This window comes from Limnobaculum xujianqingii (assembly GCF_013394855.1).
Taxonomy (GTDB): domain Bacteria; phylum Pseudomonadota; class Gammaproteobacteria; order Enterobacterales; family Enterobacteriaceae; genus Limnobaculum; species Limnobaculum xujianqingii.
Map to the genome: position 1 here is coordinate 751,654 of NZ_JABMLK010000002.1, position 23,312 is coordinate 774,965.

23 protein-coding genes and 1 other RNA gene are annotated in these 23,312 nt (G+C 44.7%); 20 read left to right on the forward strand and 4 right to left on the reverse strand.

Features of this window, described 5'->3' with window-relative positions; genetic code table 11:
- Positions 1-22 precede the first annotated feature (22 nt).
- The 7 genes from GOL65_RS17295 to amtB all read left to right on the forward strand — a co-directional run bounded on the left by GOL65_RS17295 (position 23) and on the right by amtB (position 7,259).
- A complete protein-coding gene (locus tag GOL65_RS17295) occupies positions 23-484 on the forward strand; it encodes an Lrp/AsnC family transcriptional regulator (RefSeq protein WP_130591926.1) in 462 nt (153 codons plus the stop codon).
- 134 nt (positions 485-618) lie between these two features.
- Entirely contained in the window at positions 619-2,358 is a 1,740-nt protein-coding gene (locus GOL65_RS17300; RefSeq protein WP_140918224.1) for a SmdA family multidrug ABC transporter permease/ATP-binding protein, read from the forward strand.
- Between the two features lies 1 nt (position 2,359).
- The gene (locus GOL65_RS17305) at positions 2,360-4,132 is read left to right on the forward strand and encodes a SmdB family multidrug efflux ABC transporter permease/ATP-binding protein (protein WP_140918223.1); all 1,773 of its coding nucleotides are present in this window, start codon (positions 2,360-2,362) and stop codon (positions 4,130-4,132) included.
- Between the two features lie 534 nt (positions 4,133-4,666).
- Positions 4,667-4,873 (forward strand): hypothetical protein, encoded by a 207-nt coding sequence (locus GOL65_RS17310; protein ID WP_140918222.1) that lies wholly within the window; start codon positions 4,667-4,669, stop codon positions 4,871-4,873.
- Between the two features lie 33 nt (positions 4,874-4,906).
- Positions 4,907-5,122 (forward strand): hypothetical protein, encoded by a 216-nt coding sequence (locus GOL65_RS17315; protein ID WP_140918221.1) that lies wholly within the window; start codon positions 4,907-4,909, stop codon positions 5,120-5,122.
- 474 nt (positions 5,123-5,596) lie between these two features.
- Positions 5,597-5,935, forward strand: a complete 339-nt coding sequence (gene glnK / locus GOL65_RS17320) for a P-II family nitrogen regulator (protein WP_130591921.1) — start codon at positions 5,597-5,599, stop codon at positions 5,933-5,935.
- A 37-nt stretch (positions 5,936-5,972) separates the two neighbouring features.
- The gene (gene amtB / locus GOL65_RS17325; RefSeq protein WP_179038470.1) at positions 5,973-7,259 is read left to right on the forward strand and encodes an ammonium transporter AmtB; all 1,287 of its coding nucleotides are present in this window, start codon (positions 5,973-5,975) and stop codon (positions 7,257-7,259) included.
- Positions 7,260-7,521: 262 nt separating this feature from the next.
- Here amtB and GOL65_RS17330 read toward each other — a convergent pair whose 3' ends face one another.
- Both GOL65_RS17330 and tesB read right to left on the reverse strand, forming a co-directional pair.
- A complete protein-coding gene (locus tag GOL65_RS17330) occupies positions 7,522-8,823 on the reverse strand; it encodes an HAAAP family serine/threonine permease (RefSeq protein ID WP_140918219.1) in 1,302 nt (433 codons plus the stop codon).
- 252 nt (positions 8,824-9,075) lie between these two features.
- Positions 9,076-9,942: an acyl-CoA thioesterase II gene (tesB, locus tag GOL65_RS17335; RefSeq protein ID WP_140918218.1), complete on the reverse strand. Its 867-nt coding sequence runs from the start codon at positions 9,940-9,942 to the stop codon at positions 9,076-9,078.
- Positions 9,943-10,202: 260 nt separating this feature from the next.
- Here tesB and GOL65_RS17340 point away from each other — a divergent pair, with 260 nt between their 5' ends.
- A complete protein-coding gene (locus tag GOL65_RS17340; RefSeq protein ID WP_179038471.1) occupies positions 10,203-10,637 on the forward strand; it encodes a YbaY family lipoprotein in 435 nt (144 codons plus the stop codon).
- A 53-nt stretch (positions 10,638-10,690) separates the two neighbouring features.
- On the opposite strand, the gene GOL65_RS17345 is transcribed toward GOL65_RS17340, so the two are convergent.
- Complete coding sequence (locus GOL65_RS17345; protein ID WP_140918216.1) at positions 10,691-11,011, reverse strand: MGMT family protein; 321 nt, start codon at positions 11,009-11,011, stop codon at positions 10,691-10,693.
- 182 nt (positions 11,012-11,193) lie between these two features.
- On the opposite strand from GOL65_RS17345, the gene ffs reads away from it, so the two are divergent.
- The 9 genes from ffs to GOL65_RS17390 all read left to right on the forward strand — a co-directional run bounded on the left by ffs (position 11,194) and on the right by GOL65_RS17390 (position 19,839).
- Positions 11,194-11,290, forward strand: an RNA gene (gene ffs, locus GOL65_RS17350) — signal recognition particle sRNA small type.
- A 73-nt stretch (positions 11,291-11,363) separates the two neighbouring features.
- Positions 11,364-11,945: a transglycosylase domain-containing protein gene (locus GOL65_RS17355; protein ID WP_179038472.1), complete on the forward strand. Its 582-nt coding sequence runs from the start codon at positions 11,364-11,366 to the stop codon at positions 11,943-11,945.
- Positions 11,946-12,202: 257 nt separating this feature from the next.
- Entirely contained in the window at positions 12,203-12,913 is a 711-nt protein-coding gene (locus GOL65_RS17360) for a hypothetical protein (RefSeq protein ID WP_140918214.1), read from the forward strand.
- Entirely contained in the window at positions 12,906-14,435 is a 1,530-nt protein-coding gene (locus GOL65_RS17365; protein WP_228723147.1) for a GH3 family domain-containing protein, read from the forward strand. The genes GOL65_RS17360 and GOL65_RS17365 overlap by 8 nt, the downstream gene beginning before the upstream one ends.
- An 8-nt stretch (positions 14,436-14,443) precedes the next feature.
- Positions 14,444-15,835 carry a B12-binding domain-containing radical SAM protein gene (locus GOL65_RS17370; protein ID WP_140918213.1) on the forward strand — a complete coding sequence of 464 codons (1,392 nt, stop codon included), beginning with the start codon at positions 14,444-14,446 and terminating at the stop codon, positions 15,833-15,835.
- 6 nt (positions 15,836-15,841) lie between these two features.
- Positions 15,842-17,188: a B12-binding domain-containing radical SAM protein gene (locus GOL65_RS17375; protein WP_140918212.1), complete on the forward strand. Its 1,347-nt coding sequence runs from the start codon at positions 15,842-15,844 to the stop codon at positions 17,186-17,188.
- The gene (locus tag GOL65_RS17380; protein WP_140918211.1) at positions 17,188-18,216 is read left to right on the forward strand and encodes a GNAT family N-acetyltransferase; all 1,029 of its coding nucleotides are present in this window, start codon (positions 17,188-17,190) and stop codon (positions 18,214-18,216) included. Before GOL65_RS17375 ends, GOL65_RS17380 begins: the two co-directional genes overlap by 1 nt.
- Entirely contained in the window at positions 18,213-19,535 is a 1,323-nt protein-coding gene (locus GOL65_RS17385; protein ID WP_140918210.1) for a B12-binding domain-containing radical SAM protein, read from the forward strand. Before GOL65_RS17380 ends, GOL65_RS17385 begins: the two co-directional genes overlap by 4 nt.
- Complete coding sequence (locus tag GOL65_RS17390; protein ID WP_228723148.1) at positions 19,516-19,839, forward strand: hypothetical protein; 324 nt, start codon at positions 19,516-19,518, stop codon at positions 19,837-19,839. Before GOL65_RS17385 ends, GOL65_RS17390 begins: the two co-directional genes overlap by 20 nt.
- Before the next feature lie 294 nt (positions 19,840-20,133).
- On the opposite strand, the gene GOL65_RS17395 is transcribed toward GOL65_RS17390, so the two are convergent.
- Entirely contained in the window at positions 20,134-20,826 is a 693-nt protein-coding gene (locus tag GOL65_RS17395; protein ID WP_140918209.1) for a helix-turn-helix domain-containing protein, read from the reverse strand.
- 168 nt (positions 20,827-20,994) lie between these two features.
- Here GOL65_RS17395 and GOL65_RS17400 point away from each other — a divergent pair, with 168 nt between their 5' ends.
- The 3 genes from GOL65_RS17400 (at position 20,995) to GOL65_RS22490 (ending at position 23,302) form a co-directional block, all read left to right on the forward strand.
- Entirely contained in the window at positions 20,995-21,252 is a 258-nt protein-coding gene (locus GOL65_RS17400) for a helix-turn-helix domain-containing protein (protein ID WP_179038473.1), read from the forward strand.
- Position 21,253: 1 nt separating this feature from the next.
- Positions 21,254-21,904: a DNA-binding protein gene (locus GOL65_RS22485; protein WP_322091082.1), complete on the forward strand. Its 651-nt coding sequence runs from the start codon at positions 21,254-21,256 to the stop codon at positions 21,902-21,904.
- A 150-nt stretch (positions 21,905-22,054) separates the two neighbouring features.
- Positions 22,055-23,302: a Mu transposase C-terminal domain-containing protein gene (locus GOL65_RS22490; RefSeq protein ID WP_322091081.1), complete on the forward strand. Its 1,248-nt coding sequence runs from the start codon at positions 22,055-22,057 to the stop codon at positions 23,300-23,302.
- The last annotated feature ends 10 nt before the right edge of the window (positions 23,303-23,312 follow it).

A 23,312-nucleotide genomic window follows, 5' to 3' on the forward strand; every position in this document is an offset into this window, starting at 1 on the left:
AATATTTCTCTCTGAGGCTGATGTGTTAGATAAAATTGACCGAAAAATGCTGACTTTGTTACAAAAGGATTGCACCTTGTCACTTCAGACGCTGGCAGATGAGGTCAGTCTGACTTCCACGCCCTGTTGGAAACGCCTGAAAAGGCTGGAAGATGAGGGATATATTCGCCATAAAGTTGCACTGCTGGATGCAGAAAAACTGGGGTTGAGCCTGACGGCTTTTGTATTGATAAAAACCCAGTGTCACAGCCGTGACTGGTATCAAAGCTTTGTGGATTGCGTGGAGGATATGCCAGAAGTAATGGCCTTTTACCGCATGGCCGGTGAATATGATTATCTGATGCGCGTTCAGGTTGCCGATATGAAGAGCTTTGACAATTTTTATAAGCGTCTGGTCAATAGCGTCAGCGGGCTTAGTGATGTGACTTCCAGTTTTGCAATGGAAGAAATCAAGCTGACCACCTGTTTACCTATTACTGAATAGGATAATTTTAGCAGCCAAATGAGAAATAATTTCATTTGGCCTGGCTGGAAATGGTATCCTTTCGCCGCTGATTTTATTGAATTTAAACTAATGCAGTCACCCTCCGATGATTGCCTGATGACCGGATTAATATAGTGAAACTGTTCTCTCAATTGCGCTGGTTTTTTGTTTTACAGTGGAAACGCTATTTAGGTGCAGTGACACTTCTTATCACCATTGCCCTGATGCAGTTATTGCCACCCAAGCTGGTAGGTACGATTGTCGACGGCATCACACATCGCCAGATGGATGGTTATACCGTGATGATGTGGATTGGTCTGATTGTCGGCACCGCGGTAGTCATCTATTTGCTGCGTTACGTATGGCGCGTACTGCTATTTGGTGCTTCCTATCTACTGGCTGTTGAGCTACGTAATAAATTTTATCGTCAACTGAGCCGTCAGCATCCCAATTTTTACCTGCGTCACCGTACCGGCGATTTAATTGCCAGAGCAACCAATGATGTGGATCGGGTGGTATTTGCCGCCGGAGAAGGGGTGCTAACACTAGTGGATTCGCTGGTGATGGGTTGTGCGGTATTGGTGGTAATGAGCGTTCAAATCAGCTGGCAATTGACCCTGCTATCCTTATTACCGATGCCAATTATGGCGATTTTTATTAAACGCTATGGCGATGAGCTGCATAACCGTTTTCGGGTCGCTCAGGCCGCATTCTCATCATTAAACGATCGTACTCAAGAGAGCCTGACCAGCATTCGAATGATCAAAGCATTTGGTTTGGAGAATTATCAGTCAAAGCTATTTTCTGATGTTGCTACTGATGCAGGCAACAAGAATATGCACGTTGCCAGAGTGGATGCTCGCTTTGATCCCACTATTTATCTGGCCGTTGCCTGCGCCAACATGCTGGCGATCGGCGGTGGTAGTTGGATGGTGATCCATAATCAAATGACATTGGGGCAGCTAACCAGTTTTGTGATGTATTTGGGCCTGATGATTTGGCCGATGTTAGCGCTGGCATGGATGTTTAATATTGTTGAACGGGGAAGCGCTGCCTATGGGCGTATTTCCAGCCTGCTGGAAGAAGCACCGGAAGTTGTGGATGGGGATTTAGATTTACCTCCCGGTCGTGGTGTACTGGATATTAACATTCAACGTTTTCACTATCCGCTGACAGAAAAAGCATCGCTGGAAGATGTGCATGCCCGACTGGAACCCGGAAAAACTCTGGGTTTATGTGGTCCAACCGGTTCCGGTAAAAGCTCACTATTATCACTGATTCAACGCCAGTTTGACGTTACCGAAGGGGATATTTGTTATCACTCATTACCGCTGCGGCAGGTCAAGTTGGACGAATGGCGTGCTCGTTTATCTGTGGTGAGCCAAATGCCGTTCCTGTTTTCCGCCACCATCGCAGAGAATATTGCGCTGGGCTATCCGCAGGCTACACAGGATGAGATTGAACAGGCTGCGGCGTTGGCCTGTGTACATGAAGATATTTTGAATCTCACGCAGGGGTATCAAACCGAGGTCGGTGAGCGTGGGGTTATGTTATCTGGCGGACAGAAACAGCGTATAGCTATCGCCAGAGCGTTATTAATGGAAAGTGAAATACTGATCCTTGACGATGCACTTTCTGCGGTAGATGGCCGTACCGAATATCAGATCCTGCAGAATTTACGTCAATGGGGGAAAGACCGTACTTTAGTCATCAGTGCGCATCGACTCTCAGGATTGCTGTATGCCAATGAAATTCTGGTTCTGCATGATGGTCGTGTAGCTCAACGAGGCTCTCACTCAGAACTGGCGGAGCAGGCTGGATGGTATCGCAATATGTATCGCTATCAGCAACTGGAAGCTGCACTGGATGAGTAATATGACAACCAGCAAAAATCAAAAATTCCGCCAATTATGGCCAACGTTGAAACGCCTGTTGGCTTATGGTGCTCCTTATCGTAAACCATTAAGTCTTGCCGCTTTATTGTTGTGGTTAGCCGCAGGGGCGGAAGTTTGTGGGCCGGTATTGATCAGCTATTTTATTGACCATATGGTGGCAAAAAATATTATGCCGCCCGGCAAAGTAGCTGCGTTGGCGATAGTGTTTTTATTACTGCAAATACTGGCAGCAACGCTGCGCTACAATCAAGCTTTACTGTTTAACCGTGCTGCCGTTGGTGTAGTACAAACTATCCGTAGTGATGTGATGGACGCCGCGCTAAAACAGCCTATCGCTATTTTTGATACCCAGCCGGTAGGTCAGCTTATTTCAAAAGTAACAAACGATACCGAAGTGATTAAAGACTTATATGTCACCGTGGTTGCGACAGTATTGCGTAGTGCGGCATTAATCAGCGCGATGCTGATTGCTATGTTTAGTCTGGACTGGCGTATGGCGCTGGTCGCTATGGCGATATTTCCGGTAGTACTGGTTTTGATGAGTATTTATCAACGCTATAGTACGCCAGTTATACGTCAGGTGCGCAGTCTGTTAGCGGATATCAATAATCGCTTTAATGAAGCTATCAGCGGCATGGTGGTATTGCAGCAATTCCGTCAACAGGTCCGTTTTGGTGAGCAGTTGGGAGAAACTAACCGCGCTCACTATATGATGCGCCTGAAGACCTTACGTCTGGAAAGCTTGCTGCTGCGCCCGCTACTAAGTTTGATTTCTGCACTGGTTTTGAGTGGGCTATTAATGTTGTTTGGCTTTAGTCCTGAAGGTTCTATCGGTGTGGGGGTGCTGTATGCCTTTATTAACTATTTGTCGCGGCTGAATGAACCACTGATTGAGCTGGCCTCTCAGCAGGCGATGTTGCAACAGGCCGTTGTTGCCGGTGAGCGTATTTTTGAGCTGATGGATGGTGAACAGCAGAAATACGGTGATGATAATCAGCCACTGCTGTCAGGAAAAATTGATATTTGCGATCTGAGCTTTTCCTATAACCGAAGCAAAACGGTTTTAAGCGATATTAATCTGTCCGTTGCATCCCGAGATTTTATTGCTTTGGTTGGCCATACCGGCAGCGGAAAAAGCACATTGGCTAATCTGTTGATGGGTTACTATCCGCTTGCTAAAGGTGAGATTTGCCTTGACGATCGTCCTTTACAAACCCTGAGTCATCAAGTACTGCGTACCGGTGTGGCGATGGTACAACAGGATCCTGTGGTACTGGCCGATACGGTTTATGCCAACGTGGCTTTGGGGCGAACAATTAGCGAAGAGCAGGTATGGGAAGCGTTACGTATTTCCCAATTGGAAACGCTAGTGAAAGCCATGCCCTCTGGTATTAACACCGTGCTGGGTGAGCAGGGGAATAATCTTTCGGTAGGGCAGAAGCAGCTTCTGGCCTTAGCTCGGGTTTTAGTGCAAACACCAGAAATTCTGATTCTGGATGAAGCTACAGCAAATATCGACTCGGGTACCGAGCAGGCTATTCACCGTGCTTTAAGTGCTATTCGGCATAAAACCACACTGGTGGTAATTGCTCACCGTCTTTCTACTATCGTGGAAGCTGATCAAATAGTGGTACTCAATAGAGGCCAAATTGTTGAGCGTGGCACACATCATCAATTATTGATGCAAAAGGGACGTTATTATCAGATGCATCAGTTACAACTGGCCGCGACGGAATTAGAAACTCAGGCTTAAATATAAATGTATAAGTGGGGGAAGAAATAACTAACCCACTTATACATTGTATTATTTATTAGGTGATTAGTTGAGATGAATACCTTTTTCTTATTTTTCGCAATGGGAAAATAAACTTAATATATCGACAAACTATTAATACAGTTACATTTTAACTTTATTTCTGTAGTTTTATTTTTCTATGAATAATCAATGAGTAATAAATATCTCGCATATTAAACAAATGACTGAGTTTACCGTTTTTTCTTCTGGTTTGACCTGATATTTTATAACAAAAATATTCAATCAAAATTCTTTTATTATTTGATTTTTAATGTTTTTTCTCCTCTGGCTGTATGAATGGAAAGTGACGGTTATTGGTTACATTTAATTTACATTGCAATTACTTAGCTCTTACTCTCACTGACAAAATAGAGATTATATTTATTTCAGATTTAACGAGATACGAAGCTAAATCACCAATAAGCATCCGGTTCGTTTACGCCTGCTGAGTTATCAAACGCAATTGAATTAACAATCCTGAGGAATTATCAAATGAAAAAATTATTACCTTTAGCCGTTGCTTCTATGTTTGTTCTGTCTGGTTCTGTATTTGCTGCTGATACTGTTGCAACTACCCCAACTAATTCTGCACCAACTGCTACTGCGCAACACAAAATGGCAGATAAGAGCAAACAGCATAAAAAACATGCTAAAAAAGCTGAAACTAAACAATCAACTCAAGAACCAGCAGCTAAGTAATTAGCACTGATAACGGATACCAGGGTGTACCAAATGAAAAAATTACTCTCAATGGCCACAGTCGCTTTATTTGTTCTGTCTGGCACAGCCTTTGCGGCTGGTAGTAATACTCAACCGGTAAAAGATGCTCAGCAGGTTTCCGCTACTGCACATAAAGCAAGTAGCAAGGCGAAGCAGCATAAACAACATGCTAAAGCTCAACCTGGCACCAAATCAGTAGGCCAACAGCCGACGACTCCGGCGGCCTGATATCAGGTTTGTCACATGCGTTAAAAACCCCGGTTTCCGGGGTTTTTTTATGCCCTCAGAAATAGATCAATTTTGTGCAATAGAGAATAGTTAAAAATTAGATTGCATCAAATTACTCTTTATTACGCACTGTTTTAGTGCGAGCTAATAATCCGGTTAATTTTATTTTTGTTGATTGAATGAGTTTCTCCTTATTATTCAGCCGTTATATTTATTCTTTTATTGATCATTTTTTAATGGTGAAAATCTCTCTGGAAATATCTTCATTTTCTCCTGAAAAAACCATGTGTTGGATATATTTATTGACGTATTTTTAAATCTGCTTTAAGACCCTAATGTTTTTTTAATAAGTATATTTATTGAAAGAAAAGTAGGGTTCATTTCTATTTTGGCATGCTAATTGCTCCTGTCTGATTGTGGATCATTTATCAGTTAACCATGACTAATCGTTAACCCTTAATCGAGGAGAGGCATATGAAACTTGTCACCGTAGTGATTAAACCCTTCAAGCTGGAAGATGTGCGCGAAGCCTTATCTTCAATAGGAATCCAGGGATTGACGGTTACAGAAGTTAAGGGATTTGGCCGTCAGAAAGGTCATGCGGAGCTATATCGTGGTGCAGAATACAGCGTTAACTTTTTGCCAAAGGTGAAGATTGATATCGCAATGTCTGACGATCAGGTTGAGGGCGCGATTGCGGCAATAACTCAGTCTGCTTATACCGGCAAGATTGGTGATGGAAAGATTTTTGTTACTGAATTACAGCGAGTTGTACGTATACGCACCGGCGAAACAGACGAAGACGCTCTGTAAGTCATAAATACTCAACATGTGAGAAGGATGAATAGAGATGAAAAGATTTTTATCCGGAATAGCGATGAGTCTGCCGGTTATGTTTCCTGGTTTTGCCATGGCTGCCGAGAGCGTCGCCGATAAAGCTGATAACGGCTTTATGATGATAAGTACTGCACTGGTTCTGTTTATGAGTATTCCTGGTATTGCGCTGTTCTATGGCGGATTACTGCGTTCTAAAAACGTACTTTCTTTGATGACTCAAGTGATTGCGACTTTTTCTTTAGTCAGTGTGCTTTGGGTGATTTATGGCTATACCCTGGCTTTTGGTGAGGGGAATGATTTTTTTGGTAACTTTAATGGGTTACTGCTGAAAGATGTTCACTTAACCGATGTGACAGGTACGTTTTACAAGTTAATTCATGTTGCTTTTCAGGGATCGTTTGCCTGTATTACCGTAGGATTAATCGTTGGAGGATTCGCGGAGCGGGTTCGGTTTTCTGCGGTAATTCTTTTTGTTTTCATCTGGTTTACGCTGGCCTATCTGCCAATGGCTCATATGGTATGGGGAGGCGGTTACCTGTTTAAAATGGGTGCTATCGATTTTGCTGGTGGTACCGTGGTACATATTAACGCGGCGATTGCAGCTTTAGTGGGTGCCTACATGTTAGGAAAACGCAGCGGGTTTGGTCGTGAAGCGTTTAAACCTCATAACCTGCCAATGGTATTTATTGGTACTGCGATCCTCTATATCGGCTGGTTTGGCTTTAACGCCGGTTCTGCCAGCAGTGCGAACGAAATTGCAGCACTGGCCTTTGTTAACACCGTAACCGCAACAGCAGGGGCGGTACTGGGTTGGTTAGCCGCCGAGTGGATGATTCGTGGTAAACCTTCTTTACTGGGTGCCTGCTCCGGTTGTATTGCTGGTCTGGTTGCCATTACGCCTGCTGCCGGTTCTGTTGGTATCGGTGGCGCACTGATTCTGGGCATTATCGCAGGCATTGCTGGCCTTTGGGGCGTGGTAGTACTGAAGTCATGGTTGAGAGTCGACGACACCTGTGATGTGTTTGGTGTGCATGGCGTATGCGGTATCGTTGGTTGCATCGGCACCGGCATATTGACCTCTGCCGCTTTGGGGGGAACAGGCTACGCTGAAGGTGTGACTATGCTGAAGCAAGTGGGTGTTCAGGGAATAAGCATTGTAGTTTGTCTGCTGTGGTCAGGCATCGTCGCTTTCGTAGCCTACAAAATTGCCGATATCCTCCTTGGTCTGCGAGTACCGGAAGAAGTGGAACGCGAAGGTCTGGACGTCAACTCGCATGGTGAGAGTGCGTATAACCAGTAATCATACTTATAGAGTTATTAATATAGAAAAAGACGGCTAATGCCGTCTTTTTCCGTTTAATAGAGCCAATTGTCGGGAGGGGCTCCCGTGGGGGTCGACTTGGCGTAAGCCAACGAAGTGCCCGTAGGGAGACCAGGCCCGACACGCACTGAAGCCAAATACAAACGATCTTCCGGTCGAGCACAAAGCTAATATAAGCACTTAATATTTTACGACCGGAATATACATTAATGTCGATTTAAACCATTAACCAACAAATCAGCTATGCAAACAGCGTATACAAAATCGCTGAAATCGCAACCAGCCCCATCAACACCACAAAAACATTGCTCATATGGCCACGGTATTTCTGCATAGCCGGAACTTTATAGATCGCATACATCGGCATGATAAACAGAATCATGGCGATAACCGGGCCACCTAAGGTTTCAATAATACCCAGAATACTTGGGTTTAGCGTAGCGATGATCCAGCAGGTAATAATCATAAACACTGCAGTAATGCGTTCCAGTTTTTTGATTTGTACCGGCTTGCCGTTAGAGCGCAGTGACTTAATCATTAGCCCTTGCATACCTTCGCTTGCACCAAGATAGTGCCCCAGGAATGACTTGGTAATCGCCACAAATGCAATAACGGGCGCAACATACTCAATAAGCGGGGTTTGGAAGTGGTTAGCCAGGTAAGACAGAATAGAAATATTCTGTGCTTTAGCTTCTGCCAGGTTTTCAGGAGACAGGCTTAACACACAGCTGAATACGAAGAACATAACGGTAATAACCATCATCAAGTGTGCATATCTTAAGATACGGCCACTTTTCTCATCGGCATTTTTACCATAAGTTTCTTTTTGGCTAACGGCAAATGAAGAGATGATGGGGGAGTGGTTAAATGAAAACACCATGGTTGGAATAATTAACCACAGCGTTAACAGCAGTGTTTTAATGCTGCCTGCATCAAAGCTGGTGTTAGCCTGTTCAAAGATGGCACCGCTCCACTGAGGGATCAGATACAGCGCCAGCAGCATCAGAACAGTAACAAACGGATAAACCAGAATGCTCATGGCTTTAACTACCATATCACGACCAAAGTGAACGATAGTCATCAGGCCAAGGATCAGAACGATAGACAGTAACCAGCGCGGCGGTGCCGTCATACCCATCTGAACTTCAATAAAACTGATAGTAGTATTAGTAATACCCACGCTATAAATCAACAGAATAGGGTAGATAGCAAAGAAATAGAGCAGGGTAATTAATGCCCCGGCAAATTTACCAAAATGTTCTTCTACTACTTCTGTAATGTCACCACCGCGTGATGAACCAGACAGAACGAAACGGGTTAAGGCACGATGAGAGAAATAGGTCATTGGAAAGGCGATGATCAACATGATCACCAAAGGCCATATACCACCCAGACCAGCGTTGATCGGCAGGAAAAGAACCCCTGCTCCGATAGCCGTGCCGTATAAACCCAACATCCACGTTGTATCTTGTTTTTGCCATTTAGATGTTTGAATACCCGTGTCCGTATCAGGTATCGATACTGAGATGTCTTTAACCGACATTTATAACCCTCATATGAGTAAAAAGTAGAATATTAAAAAACGCGCGTATTCTAGGGGCAGTTATTGCAGGAGGATATGTGTTTGATCACACAATCAGCATTTAAATCGCCCTGAGAGGCTGAATAGCAGTGAATTAGTTTATCATTTAACCAATCGGCATTGTGAAGTTTTTTGATGAAAAATTAATCAAAAACTAACGACCTGAATTCAGGCCGTTAGTTTCCAGTAAGTTATCAGAATAAAAAGCTTCAGTTAGCCTTTATGAAAGCGCATTACGCCTTCCTGGCAGGTAGAGGCAACTAACAGGCCGCTACGGGTAAAAAATTGACCACGCACAAAGCCTCTGGCGCCTGATGCAGAAGGGCTTTCTACCGAATACAGCAGCCAGTCATCCATCCGGAAGGTACGGTGAAACCAGATCGAATGATCAATAGTAGCTACCTGCATACCGGGTTGCAGTAAAGCGATACCATGGGGCTGAAGAGCGGTTGGCAAAAAGTTAAAGTCAGAGGCGTAACCCAGTAGATACTTATGAATACCCGGATCGTCTGGCATGGTGCCATTAGCCCGTAGCCAAACGTGACGAATCGGCTTATCTATTTCTGCTTTCAGCAGATTATGGTATTTAACCGGCCGCATCTCGATAGGCATTTCATTACAGAAAACGCTTTTCATTGGTTCTGACAGTAAATGCGCAAATTTTCTGGCGATATCGGTTTCTGAAACCAGCGATTCCGGCGGTGGAACATCGGGCATAGTGGCAGCCTGATGGTCAAAACCTTCTTCATAACTTTGGTACGATGCAGTCATATAGAAAATGGTGTGGCCATTCTGTATGGCGCTGACTCTACGGGTGCTGAAGCTGTTACCATCGCGGATGACTTCTACTTCATAATCAACAGACTGATGGCTATCGCCGGGGCGTAAAAAATAACTGTGACAGGAGTGCACCTTACGCTCGGGTAATACGGTTTGTTTCGCTGCAGAGAGGGCCTGACCGACAACCTGCCCACCAAATAGCTGCTTTAGCCCAAGATTCTGACTCTGTCCTCGAAACCGATGCGTATCAATTTTTTCCAGATGAAGTAGCGTTAGTAGATTTTGTAAAACGTCGCTCATGGCGGGGAAGTCCTGTCTGATGGCCTTTTGGCTTTGATTTGTATAAATAATGTAATGGTTTAATGGATCTATTTTAGTTGGGAATGCTTCGAAAGGGGAGTTTTTATCAAGGAAATACAAACTCAGATTATAATGGTGATAAATTCCTACAATACCAGTGTTTAGGTGGTCTTTGTTAAAATAATTAGATGACTAAACTGATTTTTTGATGATTTTGAGTTAAAATTATGTTTGATACCGACAATGTTCAGGAGGTAAATATGAGTTTTTTAAAATTATTGAGTAGTGCGGCTTTGACCGTTGCATTGGTTGGGTGTAGTAGTTCTGCTACACAAAATGAGAAGGAAAACGCTATCAATAGTGCAACCACCGTTAGCGGTAGTGTGATCTATCGCGACAGAATGGCTTTACCTGAAAAAGCGACGATTACTGTCACGCTGGCCGACGTATCGCTGGCTGATGCGCCTGCAAAAGTCTTATCGACGGTCACGATTCCGTCAGAAGGTAAGCAGGTTCCTTTTATGTTTAAACTACCTTATAACAATCAACAGTTAGCCGGAGCTCAACGAGTTTCGCTGTTTGCTACCATCTCTGTTGATGGCAAGTTGTTATATACCACCACCTCAATGAATGAGGTTCTTACCAATGGACAGCCTGCCCATGCGGATCTGATTCTGGATCGCGTTCAGCATTAATTGCTCTGTCTGTTGGCGGCTGGCACAACCTGATATTGAAGTATGTTTTGTACTTATGGCTGTGTCAGCCAACCATAGATTTTAAAATTGATGCGATCTGAGCGAGTAAAAAGAACGCCATCGGCCAGCAGCGCCTGTTTCTGGCGAATATAATCCGGTCCGGTCAACGATATTTTCCCCTGGGAATTAACCACCCGAAACCAGGGCAGTGTACTTCCCTCTGGCAAACGACTTAAGATGATCCCCACATGACGAGCAGCTCCAGCCGCTCCGGCTAAACGTGCAATCGCACCGTAGGTGGTTACTTTTCCCGGGGGAATTGAGGCAACAACGGTATAAATTCGGGTTGGGAGCGATGGTTCATCGTTTTCCATCCGCAGGGTTCCTTGTATAGTTGATATTGCAGATTTTTAGCATAAAGAGTCGGCGACTAATTCTGCCATAAATTGGAGAACTGGGTAAGAAAACATCGCTTAGTGTCAGGAGCCTTGCAATTGAACGGCCCATCCACGATAATGCCTGCGCTTCATGAGAATGAAGCCGTCAATGGGGGCTCTGTTGGTTCTCCCGCAACGCTAACTTGTGAACTCGGTCAGATCCGGAAGGAAGCAGCCGCAGCAAGCGTCGTGTGTGCCGGGATGTAGCTGGCAGGGCCCCCACCCAATTTTGGGGAACCCTTTCTCAACAATCTTAATATCCCTTGCTGTAATGACTTTGGTCGTCAAGATGATAAAAAAGATCCTTCGCAGGCTATTTTGCACTATTGCTCTATTATTCTCAGGCATCATTTTTGCTTTATGTGGCTATTATTTAGTTGAGATCGAACCCCATCGCAGTGAAATTACTTCATTATCTCAGTCTCTGAATCAGGCTCCACACCATAATCCTCAGGTTGATCCATTGCTTTCTGTTATTTATCCAACGCAATCGATTTATGCCTCTGCGTCCCGGGACCTGTTTTTTCATTTCCATCAGGGGCAACGAATTTCTCAGGGAAAATACCATCTGCACCATGCGCTATGGCAGTTGTGGTTAACGGTTTTGTACAATCAGTCGGAGATAAATTCTATCTGGCTAGCTGAGGCCTATTTCGGCTCTGATAATGGAAACCCTGTTTATGGTTTAGAGCATGCGTCACAGGTGCGTTTTTCTGCACAGGTCTCTACATTGAATTGCTCACAGCTCGTTGAGCTGTTGGCAATGTTGCATGCCCCTTCGTTATACAAGGCGAAGCCCGAGTTATTTAAGAAAAGGGTGGAGAAATTGGAGATGAAGGGGTGTTCAGAGCAGAAAGTGAAGCAGGAATAGCAAAACTGTTGACGGGTTAATTATCCGGGCAGGATCATGATAATAGCTTTGCCTTATGAGCTTGTTGGTTTTTGCTAAGTATATATTTAGATGTTGCTTAGTTTTAATCGTATGGTAGCTGCAAGGAGTGGCTGATACTATAAGCCTGATGGTGTAGTTTTAGATTGATGGGTAACCATTGGTTATTTTGTTGTTTAACGATGGATAGCAATACTGGAAATTATCTGCATGTATCTTTCTTATGGAAAAAGTGAGTAATGAACTATGTTGCCTATTTTCAAAAAATTAATTCACTCTCCGTTTCCACTCGACAGCGAATGGCCGCCATCTATTTTCAATGTTATTCCGGTAGTGATACTGAACGGTTTTTCCTCGATTTAGACAATAAAGATGAAGTCCTGATTTTAGAGCACAATCAGGAGATCGTCGGGTTCAGCAGCCTGCAATTTTATCCTTATCAGCATTCAATGATTGTTTACTCAGGCGATACTATTGTGATGCCAGAACACTGGCAACAGCAGGTATTACATAAGGCCTGGATTCAGCGTATGGGGTTGTTTAAACAACAGCATCCCGGGAAGCCCTTATATTGGTTTCTTCTGGTAAAGGGATATCGGACATATAAATATTTGGTGGTGTTTGCCAGACAGTTTTATCCACACTGGCAGTTACCACAACCTGAACTTAAACAGCTTGCAGACCAACTGGCCGGGCAAAAATTTGGCACATTATATAACTCACAACGGGGTGTTGTTGAATGCCCTCCTGATTATGGTTTTCTGGCGGCAAAGCTGGCTACAATACCGCCAGTCAGCCTGACAAAGCCAGATGCACAGTTTTTTCTGGCTAAAAATCCTTATTATGCAGATGGTCATGAACTGGTGTGTTTATGTGAAATTAGTACAGAGAACTTGCCCTTACGCTGTCGTTCTTTGTTATTAAACCCTATGGTTGAATATCGTGAATAACGCTCCCTGGGATCAATTTCGTCGCCATGCGCGACATGAAAATTTGTCGGTAACAGAACGGCAAACTACTTGGTTGCATGATTGTCTGAAACACAACCAAAATTCTGCCTATGGTCAGTTATATGGTTTTGAGCATATCCAGAGCGTACAAGATTTTCAGCAACAGTTACCCATTGTGGATTATGACAACCTGAAACCCTGGATTGATAAATGTGCCTCAGATGAACGCTATCAACTGTTTGCGGGTGAGGTCATTGCGTTTGAAAAAACCGGGGGAAGCCATAGCGGTGGAAAACTGGTCCCTTACTCTGAAAAGGGGTTGGATGATTTTCGGCATGCACTGTCAGACTGGTTAGCTCAGTTGGTTGAACAATTTCACATAGATCGGGGAACTGCCTATTGGGCACTGAGCCCGGCGATGACTCAGTCGACAGAAACTATAGAAGGGATTTCTGTTGGAGGTGGAGATGCGCTCTATCTAGGTGCGGAGTATTTAAGCGCATTTGCACAAATTTCAGCCGTTCCTTTGACATTATCGCAGGTAACTAATGTTGATGACTGGCAACTGCTTACTCTCTACTATCTGGCATGTCGCCGTGATTTAAGATTATTTTCAGTCTGGAGCCCCAGTTTTTTAACTCAGTTATTGGAAGGGTTACAACACCGTCAACGTAGCCTGTCAGAGCTATTGCAATATGGAGGCGAGATAGCAGGTCATCAGCTACAAAAAGATCAGGCAACTGCGGATATTTATCAATGTTATCTGGAGTCTGGTGACACCAGTATTTTATGGCCCCAGCTTGATGTTATTAGCTGTTGGGCTGATGCTTCATCAACAACATTAGCGTCTCAATTGATGGGCTATTTTCCCTCAATTACTTTACAGCCGAAGGGACTGCTGGCAACAGAAGCCATTATTACCGCCCCAAATCGACAAAATCAGCCACAGCTGTGTGTTGATAGTAACTTTTATGAGTTTATCGATGAACAGGGCGATATTCAGTTAGCAGATAGTTTAAAGATTAACCATAACTATCAGGTAATCATCACCACCAACAGCGGGCTATACCGGTATCGTATTGGTGATATGGTGCAATGTATTGGATTTCAGGGCGATGTGCCGTTGTTGTGTTTTACCGGCCGGACGGGTGTTGTCAGCGATTTAGTTGGTGAAAAGCTTACGGAGAGCTTTGTGAATTACTGTCTGTCACCTCTAAAAGGTTTTGCCATGCTATGTCCGGATAGCAAGTCATTAGGGTATTGTTTGCTGCTGGATAAACGATATTTGCAAGACAATAAAAATGCTGTTGGCATAGTTGAACAACGATTAAATGAAAATCCCCAATATGCCTACGCCAGAACATTGTCTCAACTGGTGCCATTATCCTGCTTGCCGCTTGAACAGCCTGAACGCTGTTATTTGGCCTGGCAGTGTGCGCAGGGAAAACGTCTGGGAGATATTAAAATACCCAGCCTGATGCATAACGATAACTGGCGAGAAATATTTCAAATAGTGGAATAGGTACCGATATGGAATCTCATGTATTTACTCACGAACGTAAAATGAAACTGGTGCTTATTTCACCAAAAGGGCCACTGTATCGCAAACGCGGCGGTATTTTTAAACGTTCTTTACGCTATCAGCCCCTGACACTGACTACTCTGGCGGCTCTGACACCCAAAGATTTACCCATAGATGTGACGTTGATTGATGAAAGCGTCACGGAGATTCCGGCAGATTTAAAAGCCGATTTGATTGGTTTAACCGTTATTACCGGCACTGCTTCACGAGCTTATTTTCTGGCCGATCGGTTTCGGGCAAAGGGAATGAAGGTAGTGTTGGGTGGTCCACATGTGACACTACTGCCCGACGAAGCGGCAGAGCATGCGGATACGATTTGTGTTGGTTATTCTGAACAAAGCTGGCCGCAGCTATTACATGATTTTATCTCAGGTCAGCTGCAAAAGCGCTATCAGCAGGCACCAGACTTTAATCTTGATGACCCCAATATGCCTTTCCCTGAGCGACATCGTTTTAACAGCGAAGATTTCCTGACTCAGGCAGTATTTGAAGCGACGCGAGCCTGTACCCATAACTGTGAGTTCTGCGTAGCGCCAACGGCATGGGGACGAAAGCAGTATCAGCATCCGGTTGAATGGGTAGTCAATGATATTCGTCAGTTTGTGGAACGTACCGGCAAGCGAAAGTTAATTTTTGTTGACCTGAATCTGGTATCGGACATTGGCTATGCTAAGGCGCTGTTTACCGCGCTGATCCCTCTTAAGATTAAATGGTTTGGTCTGTCGACAGTATTGATTGCCCATAATGAAGAGCTGATGGAATTAATGGCCCGAAGTGGCTGTAAAGGCTTATTGCTGGGGCTGGAGACAGTAACTACCGGTAGTCTGGGTGATGCTGGCAAGAAGTTCAACTCATCAGTTAACTACAAAGAGCTGGTGGCTAAATTACATAAACTGGGTATTTCCATTCAGGGCTGTTTTGTCTTTGGCCTGGACCACGATACGGTAGATACTTTTGATGCTACGGTTGAACTGGTCATTGATGCCGGTATCGATCTTCCCCGTTTTTCTATTCTGACGCCTTTTCCGGCTACGCCGCTGTATCAACGACTGGAGCAGGAACAGCGTATTCTGACTAAAAACTGGGAGTTATATGATGCCCAGCACGTAGTGTTTCAGCCCAAATTGATGACGGTAAAAGAGCTGGAAGACGGGCATGAAAGAGCCTGGAAAAAAATCTATCAGTACAACAATATTGTTCGTCGTTTATGGAATGCAAAAAACTTCCAGCCATTAGCGATTACTGCGAATCTGGGATATCGATTCTATGCTCACAATCTGCATAAATTTTATACCTGTGACTGGCCGATTGAACATCATCCGGCGAAAAGCAGAGGGTAGAAAATCATGCGTTTAACCTTTATCCACCCGGCGATTGGTCATCGAGCAAATGAATCTTATTTGCGCTCCTGGCAAATGGAACCCCTTCCGATTGCAACCCTAAAGGGGCTAACGCCAGCGCATATTGAAACGCGTTTTTATGACGATCGTATGGAGGTTATTCCCTACGATGAACCAACGGATGCGGTAGCTATTTCGGTAGAAACTTATACTGCTAAACGAGCTTATCAGATTGCCAGTGAGTACCGCCGTCGTGGCGTGCCGGTGATCATGGGTGGATTTCATGTAACGTTGGTGCCTGAAGAGGCGGCTCGTTATGCCGAAGCCATCATGACCGGTGAGGCGGAATCCATATGGCATGAGTTATTAGACGATTTACAGCATCAAACCTTAAAACCTCATTATCGTGGAGAGCAAACAGATCTCAGCCATGTACGTGTTGACCGAAGCCTGTTTCGCAACAAACGTTATTTACCGATAGGGCTGGTAGAAACGGGACGAGGTTGTCGTTTTCCCTGTGAATTTTGTGCGGTACAAACTTTTTATCAACGTAAGTATCGTCGCAGGGATCCTGATCAGGTGTTAAGTGAGTTAACAGAACAGAAAAAATATAAGAAATTGTTCTTTTTTGTCGATGATAACTTCGCTGGTAATATCAACGAAAGTCGCTTATGGCTTCCTGATTTAGCGAAACTGAATATTCGCTGGATTACTCAAATGAGCATTAATGCTGCTCATGATGAGAGTTTCTTAAAGCAACTGGCTCAATCCGGCTGTAAAGGTGTGCTGATTGGTTTTGAATCGCTTAATGAAGCCAACCTGAAGCTGATGAATAAAAACTTTAATACCATGAAAGGCGGGTTTGTTCAGGCGTTAGCCAACTTACGCAAATATGGTATTGCGGTATATGGCACCTTTGTTTTTGGTTATGACCACGATAATGTCGACTCTTTCCAACAGGCGGTGACTTTTGCTCAGCAACAGGGAATGTATATCGCTGCTTTTAACCATATGACACCATTCCCCGGCACGCCACTTTATGCTCGTCTGCAACAGGAAAATCGCCTTCGTTACCAAAGCTGGTGGTTAGATGATAGTTATCGTTATAACGAGCTGCCATTTTTCCCTACCCAGTTAACACCCCAGCAGGTCACTCAAGGCTGCGTTGAGGCTCGTAGAACGTTCTATGGCTGGCGGTCTATTGCTAAACGTAGCTGGAATAATCGCCATGACTTCTTTATGTTTCGCAACTATTTTCCCATTAATGCGTTACATCATAATGAAATCAGTGCCCGTAATGGCTATCCACTAGGTGATGAAACCTGGCAAGGCTCTCTGCTGGAGGTGAGATAGTGCGTTTCCAGACAGCATCGCGACAACACAGCTGGTCGTTATTACAACTGCTGGAAGAGAACGCGATGCAGGGGGCGATAGACATGGTGATGACCCGACGGCCTGACTACTTCGCTAATCTGCACTATTTTGGTACAGAGTATCCGGTGTTGGCAGAGGAGCACGATCGGGTAGTGGGAATGTGCCAACTCACCAAACATAATGGATTTATCAATGGGCAATTACAGCCCTTGGGATATCTGAATAGCTTACGTATTAGCCATAGCTATCGAAATCGTATTCGCGTATTGAAATCAGGCTTTGACTATCTTAAACAACACCTGTCACCGCCGCAGTATTGTTACACCAGTATTGCCAGCGATAACCTGACGGCAAGAAAACTGCTGGAAAAAGAGAATACCGGATTGCCCCGTTACCACCCATTAGGCGAGCTCAATACGCTGGCAATAAGCACTCAGCGAGGCCGTTATTTGGGACTGTGGCAAAATCAGACAGTAGAACAATACCCGGAAGTAGTAGAGTTCTACCATCAACAGGTAATGGACTATCAGCTTAGTCCACAGTTAAGCGTTGAGTGGCTGATAAATTCAGGTTTACCGGTATGGGGCTATCGGGTGAACGGTAAGTTGCAGGCCTGTGCTGTGTTATGGAATCAACAGGCGTTTAAACAAGTGATGGCACTGGATTATCATTCAATCTGGCGTGCTATTAAACCGATTTACAATGGTTATGCCAGTCTGATGAAACGAGTTGCACTACCAGCAAAACAGCAGACTCTGGATCAGAGTTTGCTGGCTTTTTTTGCCGTCGCAGATCGTCAGGATATGCTTTCTCTGATTGATGATGCCTTGTCCCGCTGTACCACGAAAGTTTTAACCTTTGGACTCGCCAGCAGCCATCCGATGTTGAAGGCGGTGATAAAACGTTTCCGCCCGCTGAGTTATAAAACCTGTTTATATGGCGTTGATTTAGCTGCCAGCCCCGTATGGCCTCAACAGACAATTGCCCCTGAAGCGGCTATTCTATGAAAATTGTTCTGTTGCGCCCCAATATGGGAGATTATCGCACGACTGATGCCATGCCGCCTTTGGCTATGGGGATTTTGGCCGCGCGTTCTGCGGGACATAAAATCATTTTTTATGACGATCGGGTAGAAGAAATTCCTGATACTTTGCAGGCTGATTTGATAGCCATTTCGGTAGAAACTTTTACCGCATTGCGAAGTTATCTATTAGCCGATCGCTATCGTGCTCAGGGAAATACGGTAGTTATGGGGGGATATCACCCTACGTTTTTGCCGGATGAAGCACTGGAGCATGCCGATAGCGTCATTATTGGTGATGCAGAAGGTGCCTGGGAAACGTTATTACAGGATAAGCAACAGGGAACATTACAGCGTTATTACCATGGTGACCATAGTTTACCGCTGAATGATTATCTTCTCGAACGTACTATCTTTAGCAGTAAAAAATATGCCCCGATTGAACTGGTCCAATATACTCGGGGATGTCGTTTTGCCTGTGATTTCTGTTCTATTCATGGTTTTTATCATTCCACCGTTCGGGCTCGCCCTGTAGCACAACTGCGTGAAGAATTGATGGCGCTTGATCCCCGTCGGTTTATTGCATTTGTGGATGATAATTTGTTTGGTAACCGGCTTATCCTCGAAGAGCTGTTGACCATGCTTAAACCACTGAAGCGGCGTTGGGGCTGCCAGATCAGCATTGATGTGGCAAGAAACACCCAACTTTTGGATCGGTTGGCACAGGCGGGATGTCGTTTTGTACTCATTGGTTTTGAGAGCCTGAATACACAAAATTTGAAGCAGATGGGTAAGTCGTGGAATCGTGTAGCCGGTGATTATGATGAGGTAGTGAAAGCACTACATACCCGGGGTATTAGTATCTATGGCACCTTTGTCTTTGGTTATGACGAAGATGATGAACAAACTATTCAGCAATCTATTGATTTTGCTCTGCGCAATAAACTGGAAATTGCCAATTTTAATCTGTTAATTCCTACGCCGGGGTCAAAACTTTACCAGCGGCTGAAAGAAGAGGGGCGGCTGATATCACCGTTGTGGTGGAAAGATCCTGACTATCGTTATGGCGATCCAATTTTCCGGCCTAAAAAGATAACGGCGGAGCGGCTAACGGCTCTTTGTTTTTCAGCTAAAAAGCAGTTTTATAGTTACCCTTCAATCGCTAAACGGTTATTGAGTTGGAGCAAACGGACCTATTGGAAGGATAGAGGTGTTGCGCTGTTAGCCAATATTATTTCGCATCGGGAAATTATCAGGAAACAGGGTAAACGGTTAGGGAAAAGGGATGAAACTAACGCTAATTAAACCAACCATTGGGCGTATGGAGCACAGTCTCTATATTGATGAAGGCCGAATGGAACCGCTGATGCTGGGGATTTTAGCTGCGCTGACGCCGGATGACGTAGAAGTGGTGATGTATGACGACCGTATGGAACAAATCCCCTTTGATGAACCTACGGATTTAGTGGCTATTACGGTGGAAACCTATACCGCCCGCCGTGCTTATGAGATAGCCAGTGAATACCGTTCTCGTGGAGTTAAAGTTGTCATGGGCGGGATCCATGCCAGCCTGTTGCCGGAAGAGGTGATGCAATATGTGGGGAGGTGATTAATTCTGCATAGGTGGAATGGTGGTCCTGATGGCGCGCCGGGCGCTTGTGATAAGGGATAGCGGTAATTTAACTATTTTGCATAACTTTTTTAAGAATGGTCAAAAATATGATTTTTTGCACTATATTTTGCATAGGTATAATCATAGATTAACTGACTTTTAAACACCTTTTAAAAATTATTACCATAAAGGAGCAAAAACGGGAAAAGAAGGTTATTTCATTATCTTTCTTTGTGGTAGCTCCCACCTCAAAAATAAATGAATGTTAAATGTTTAGCCACAGGCTACGCGTTAGCCCGCCTTTTTATTATGATCTTGTTTGTCATTTATGGCATCCTGGGACGTACCATCGCGTTCATGTGTCGCGTGCTGAGATAATATCTCTCTCGCTTGCGCCTCCGGCAACGAAAACAACATACTTATTGTGGATATTCGTTTTCTATCGAATCCCATGCTTATGAGTGTTTCTTTTAATTGACCTCGCATTTCCTCATTAACCCACGGCACACTTGAATCTGAAGTTTCTATGGATTGGCTATAGTGCGTCCCTATCTGCATACGCTCTGAAATCAGCCGTAAAAGGCTGTTTAACCCTTCTCTCTGAACAAAATCAACGATAAGTTTTTTTTCTGCCTGAGTTAATCTATTGAAAACAATGTCAATTTCTTCAATATCTCTTATATCGTACTTTTCGACAGTCTCTCTTGTGTTTTTTTCGCTATATATTGCGAATTCATTGCCGGTTACAAGCCAATCCACAGGGCATGTACACGCCTCTGAAATCGATAAAACCTTATCTAATCCAGGGTAGCTTCTCCCACTTAAATAGCTTCTGATTGCCGATTCTGAAATATCACAACGTTTAGCTAACTCAACATTTGTAAGGCCGTTCATCGCAATTTTAAGACGCTCTGGAAAACGGTTTATTCCCGGCATAGGAATAAACCGTTTTACTGCATCTTCGGTTTTTTCGGTTTTTTCCATGTAACACCATGATAAATAATGTTTATTTTAAAAAATAATTAACCAGTACAATTTTGCGAATAAACCGTAAAAATAACTTGCAATCGGTTTATTGTGCGATTACATTTATCATTATCGATAACCGTTTTTGATTATCGAAAACGATATAAAACCATAGAGGATCACACAGTGTTAGCGCATAAACAATACCTCACGCATTTATTTGTCGATAGTGGCCGGGATTGGTCTAGCAAGGCGATTCATGCTGCGCTCGACCAGTGCGGAGTGGACCTTAGTTCACTGGAACAGGAACTAGGTCTTAAAGCTGGCTCAATGCGTAACGTGTTTTATCGCCAGTGCCGGAGCTATGAAAAAATTATCGCGAATCGTATCGGTGTTTCCCCCGCGATAATCTGGCCTAGTCGTTATTCGGATAGGGTAGCGTGATATGACTATGTTCTGGGTGACAGCAAAAGAATGTGTCGATTTACCAGGTATGCCCGGTAGAGAACACAATGTGCGTAACCGCTTGGATAAAGTGGTTGCTGATAATACTGAAATGCGTCGTCGCCGTAAGGGAGGCAAAGCCTTTGAATATCATATTGATTGTCTGCCAACGGAAACCCGCGAAGCGGTACTGGCTCGCCACTATAATTCAGTGTTAGCTGATGTTAAAAGCCCTGTTAAACCAGTTATTAAAGCAAGATGTGCAGTTGGCCATAATGAAAGTTTGGCGTTAATGCGCCAGTGTCCGGCTTTACTGGAACAGCAAACCGCACAATTAAACGATAAACAACGGGCGATTGCTGATGCTCGATGTGCCCTGGTTAATGAGGTGTTACGTCTTGAGTCTGCCGGTATGTCTCGGATTAAAGCAATCCATTTTTTGTGTACGCAAATTTCTTCGAGTAGCCTGCCTGTCGTGCTTCAGGCTCACGCCGATGCCGCGAACGCTAAAAAAGGTTCCCGCGTTGGTATCAGTGCCAGGTCGCTGAATGGTTGGGTTGTAGATTATTGTCGTGCCGCAGACGGCGCAGAACGCCTGGCACTTTTAGCCCCCGGTCATCGTAAACCAGTGAAACCAGAACAGATCGGCTAGTTTCCTCTATTTCTTGCACACTGGCGCAATCTAAACGGGCCAAGCCTCACCGCAGCATACAGCTCATTTTGTGATGAATGGGCGGAAATATACGCTGACCAACCGGCAATGATTGCGGCTTGCCCCTCTTATATGAGCGTTCGCCGGGCTATGAACAAACTACCCCGCCGCGAAAAAGCACGCGGCCGTCTTACTGGTTCTGCCGCTAAGGCTCTAGAAACTTATAAAAAACGTGATTGGTCGACCATGCCTGTTAACGGCTGTTGGATAGCTGATGGTAAATCTTTGAATATGAAAGTAGCTCACCCTATCCACGGTCGCCCGTTTACACCTGAGCTAACGCTGGTTATTGATGGCCGTAGCCGCTACGTCGTTGGTTGGAGTCTGGCGCTATCCGAAAACGCTATCGCTGTTGCTGACGCCTACCGTTACGGAATGGAACGTCACGGTAAACCCCTGTTTGTCTATTCAGATAACGGCGGCGGTGAGACTAACAAAATGTTAGATGCGGATATAACCGGTATTTTTCCGCGACTGGGAATTACTCACATGACGTCCATCCCCGGCAACCCGCAATCGCGCGGTATTATCGAGCGCTTAAACGGCGTAATACCCCGTGCTATAGCACAAAAGTTTCCTACTTATAACGGCCTTGGCGCTGACCGCGAGAGCGTTCGCGTTACCGGTCGTACTATTGAGTCAGCGGTTCGCGCTATTGAAAACAAGCGCGACCTGAAAGCGGTACAGAAAAACGCGATCGTTAAACTACCATCCTGGAATCAATTATTAGATGTGATTACCGAGGAGGTAGAAAAATACAACACTCAACACCGGCACAGTGAACTACCCAAAATTGACGGACATCACCTGACACCTGCCGAGGCGCGGCGACTGGCGCTGGAAACCGAGGGGGATGATATCGAATATCTGACCGAGGTTGAGTTACGCGATATGTTCAAACCAGAACAGGTTCGTGTAGCTCAGCGCGGCTGGCTGGAACTAATGAATAACCAGTACTTTTCTGAGGCGCTAATTAATGTGGACGGTGAGGAAGTCCGAGTAGCGTATGACATTCACGATGCCAGCCGGGTGATTGTGCGCCGTATGAATGGCGACTATGTCTGTGATGCTATCTGGAACGGTAACAAACAGGCTGCAATTCCGGTTAATGCAATGCAGGACGCGATGGAAAAACGCCGCATTCGTCGCCTGAAACTCAATGACGACCACCGCCGCGAGATTGAGGCCGAAGGCCGTCCAGTTCTGGAATCTAAACCAGTCCAATCCTTTAGTGAGTTCCTGGGTACGCCTGAGCCGGTACCTGTCGAAAAACCTTTCTTTTTCTTAGAAACCGATCGTGATGAATATCTGAGAAAAAACGGCACGCATCATAAATAACGGGGTAACA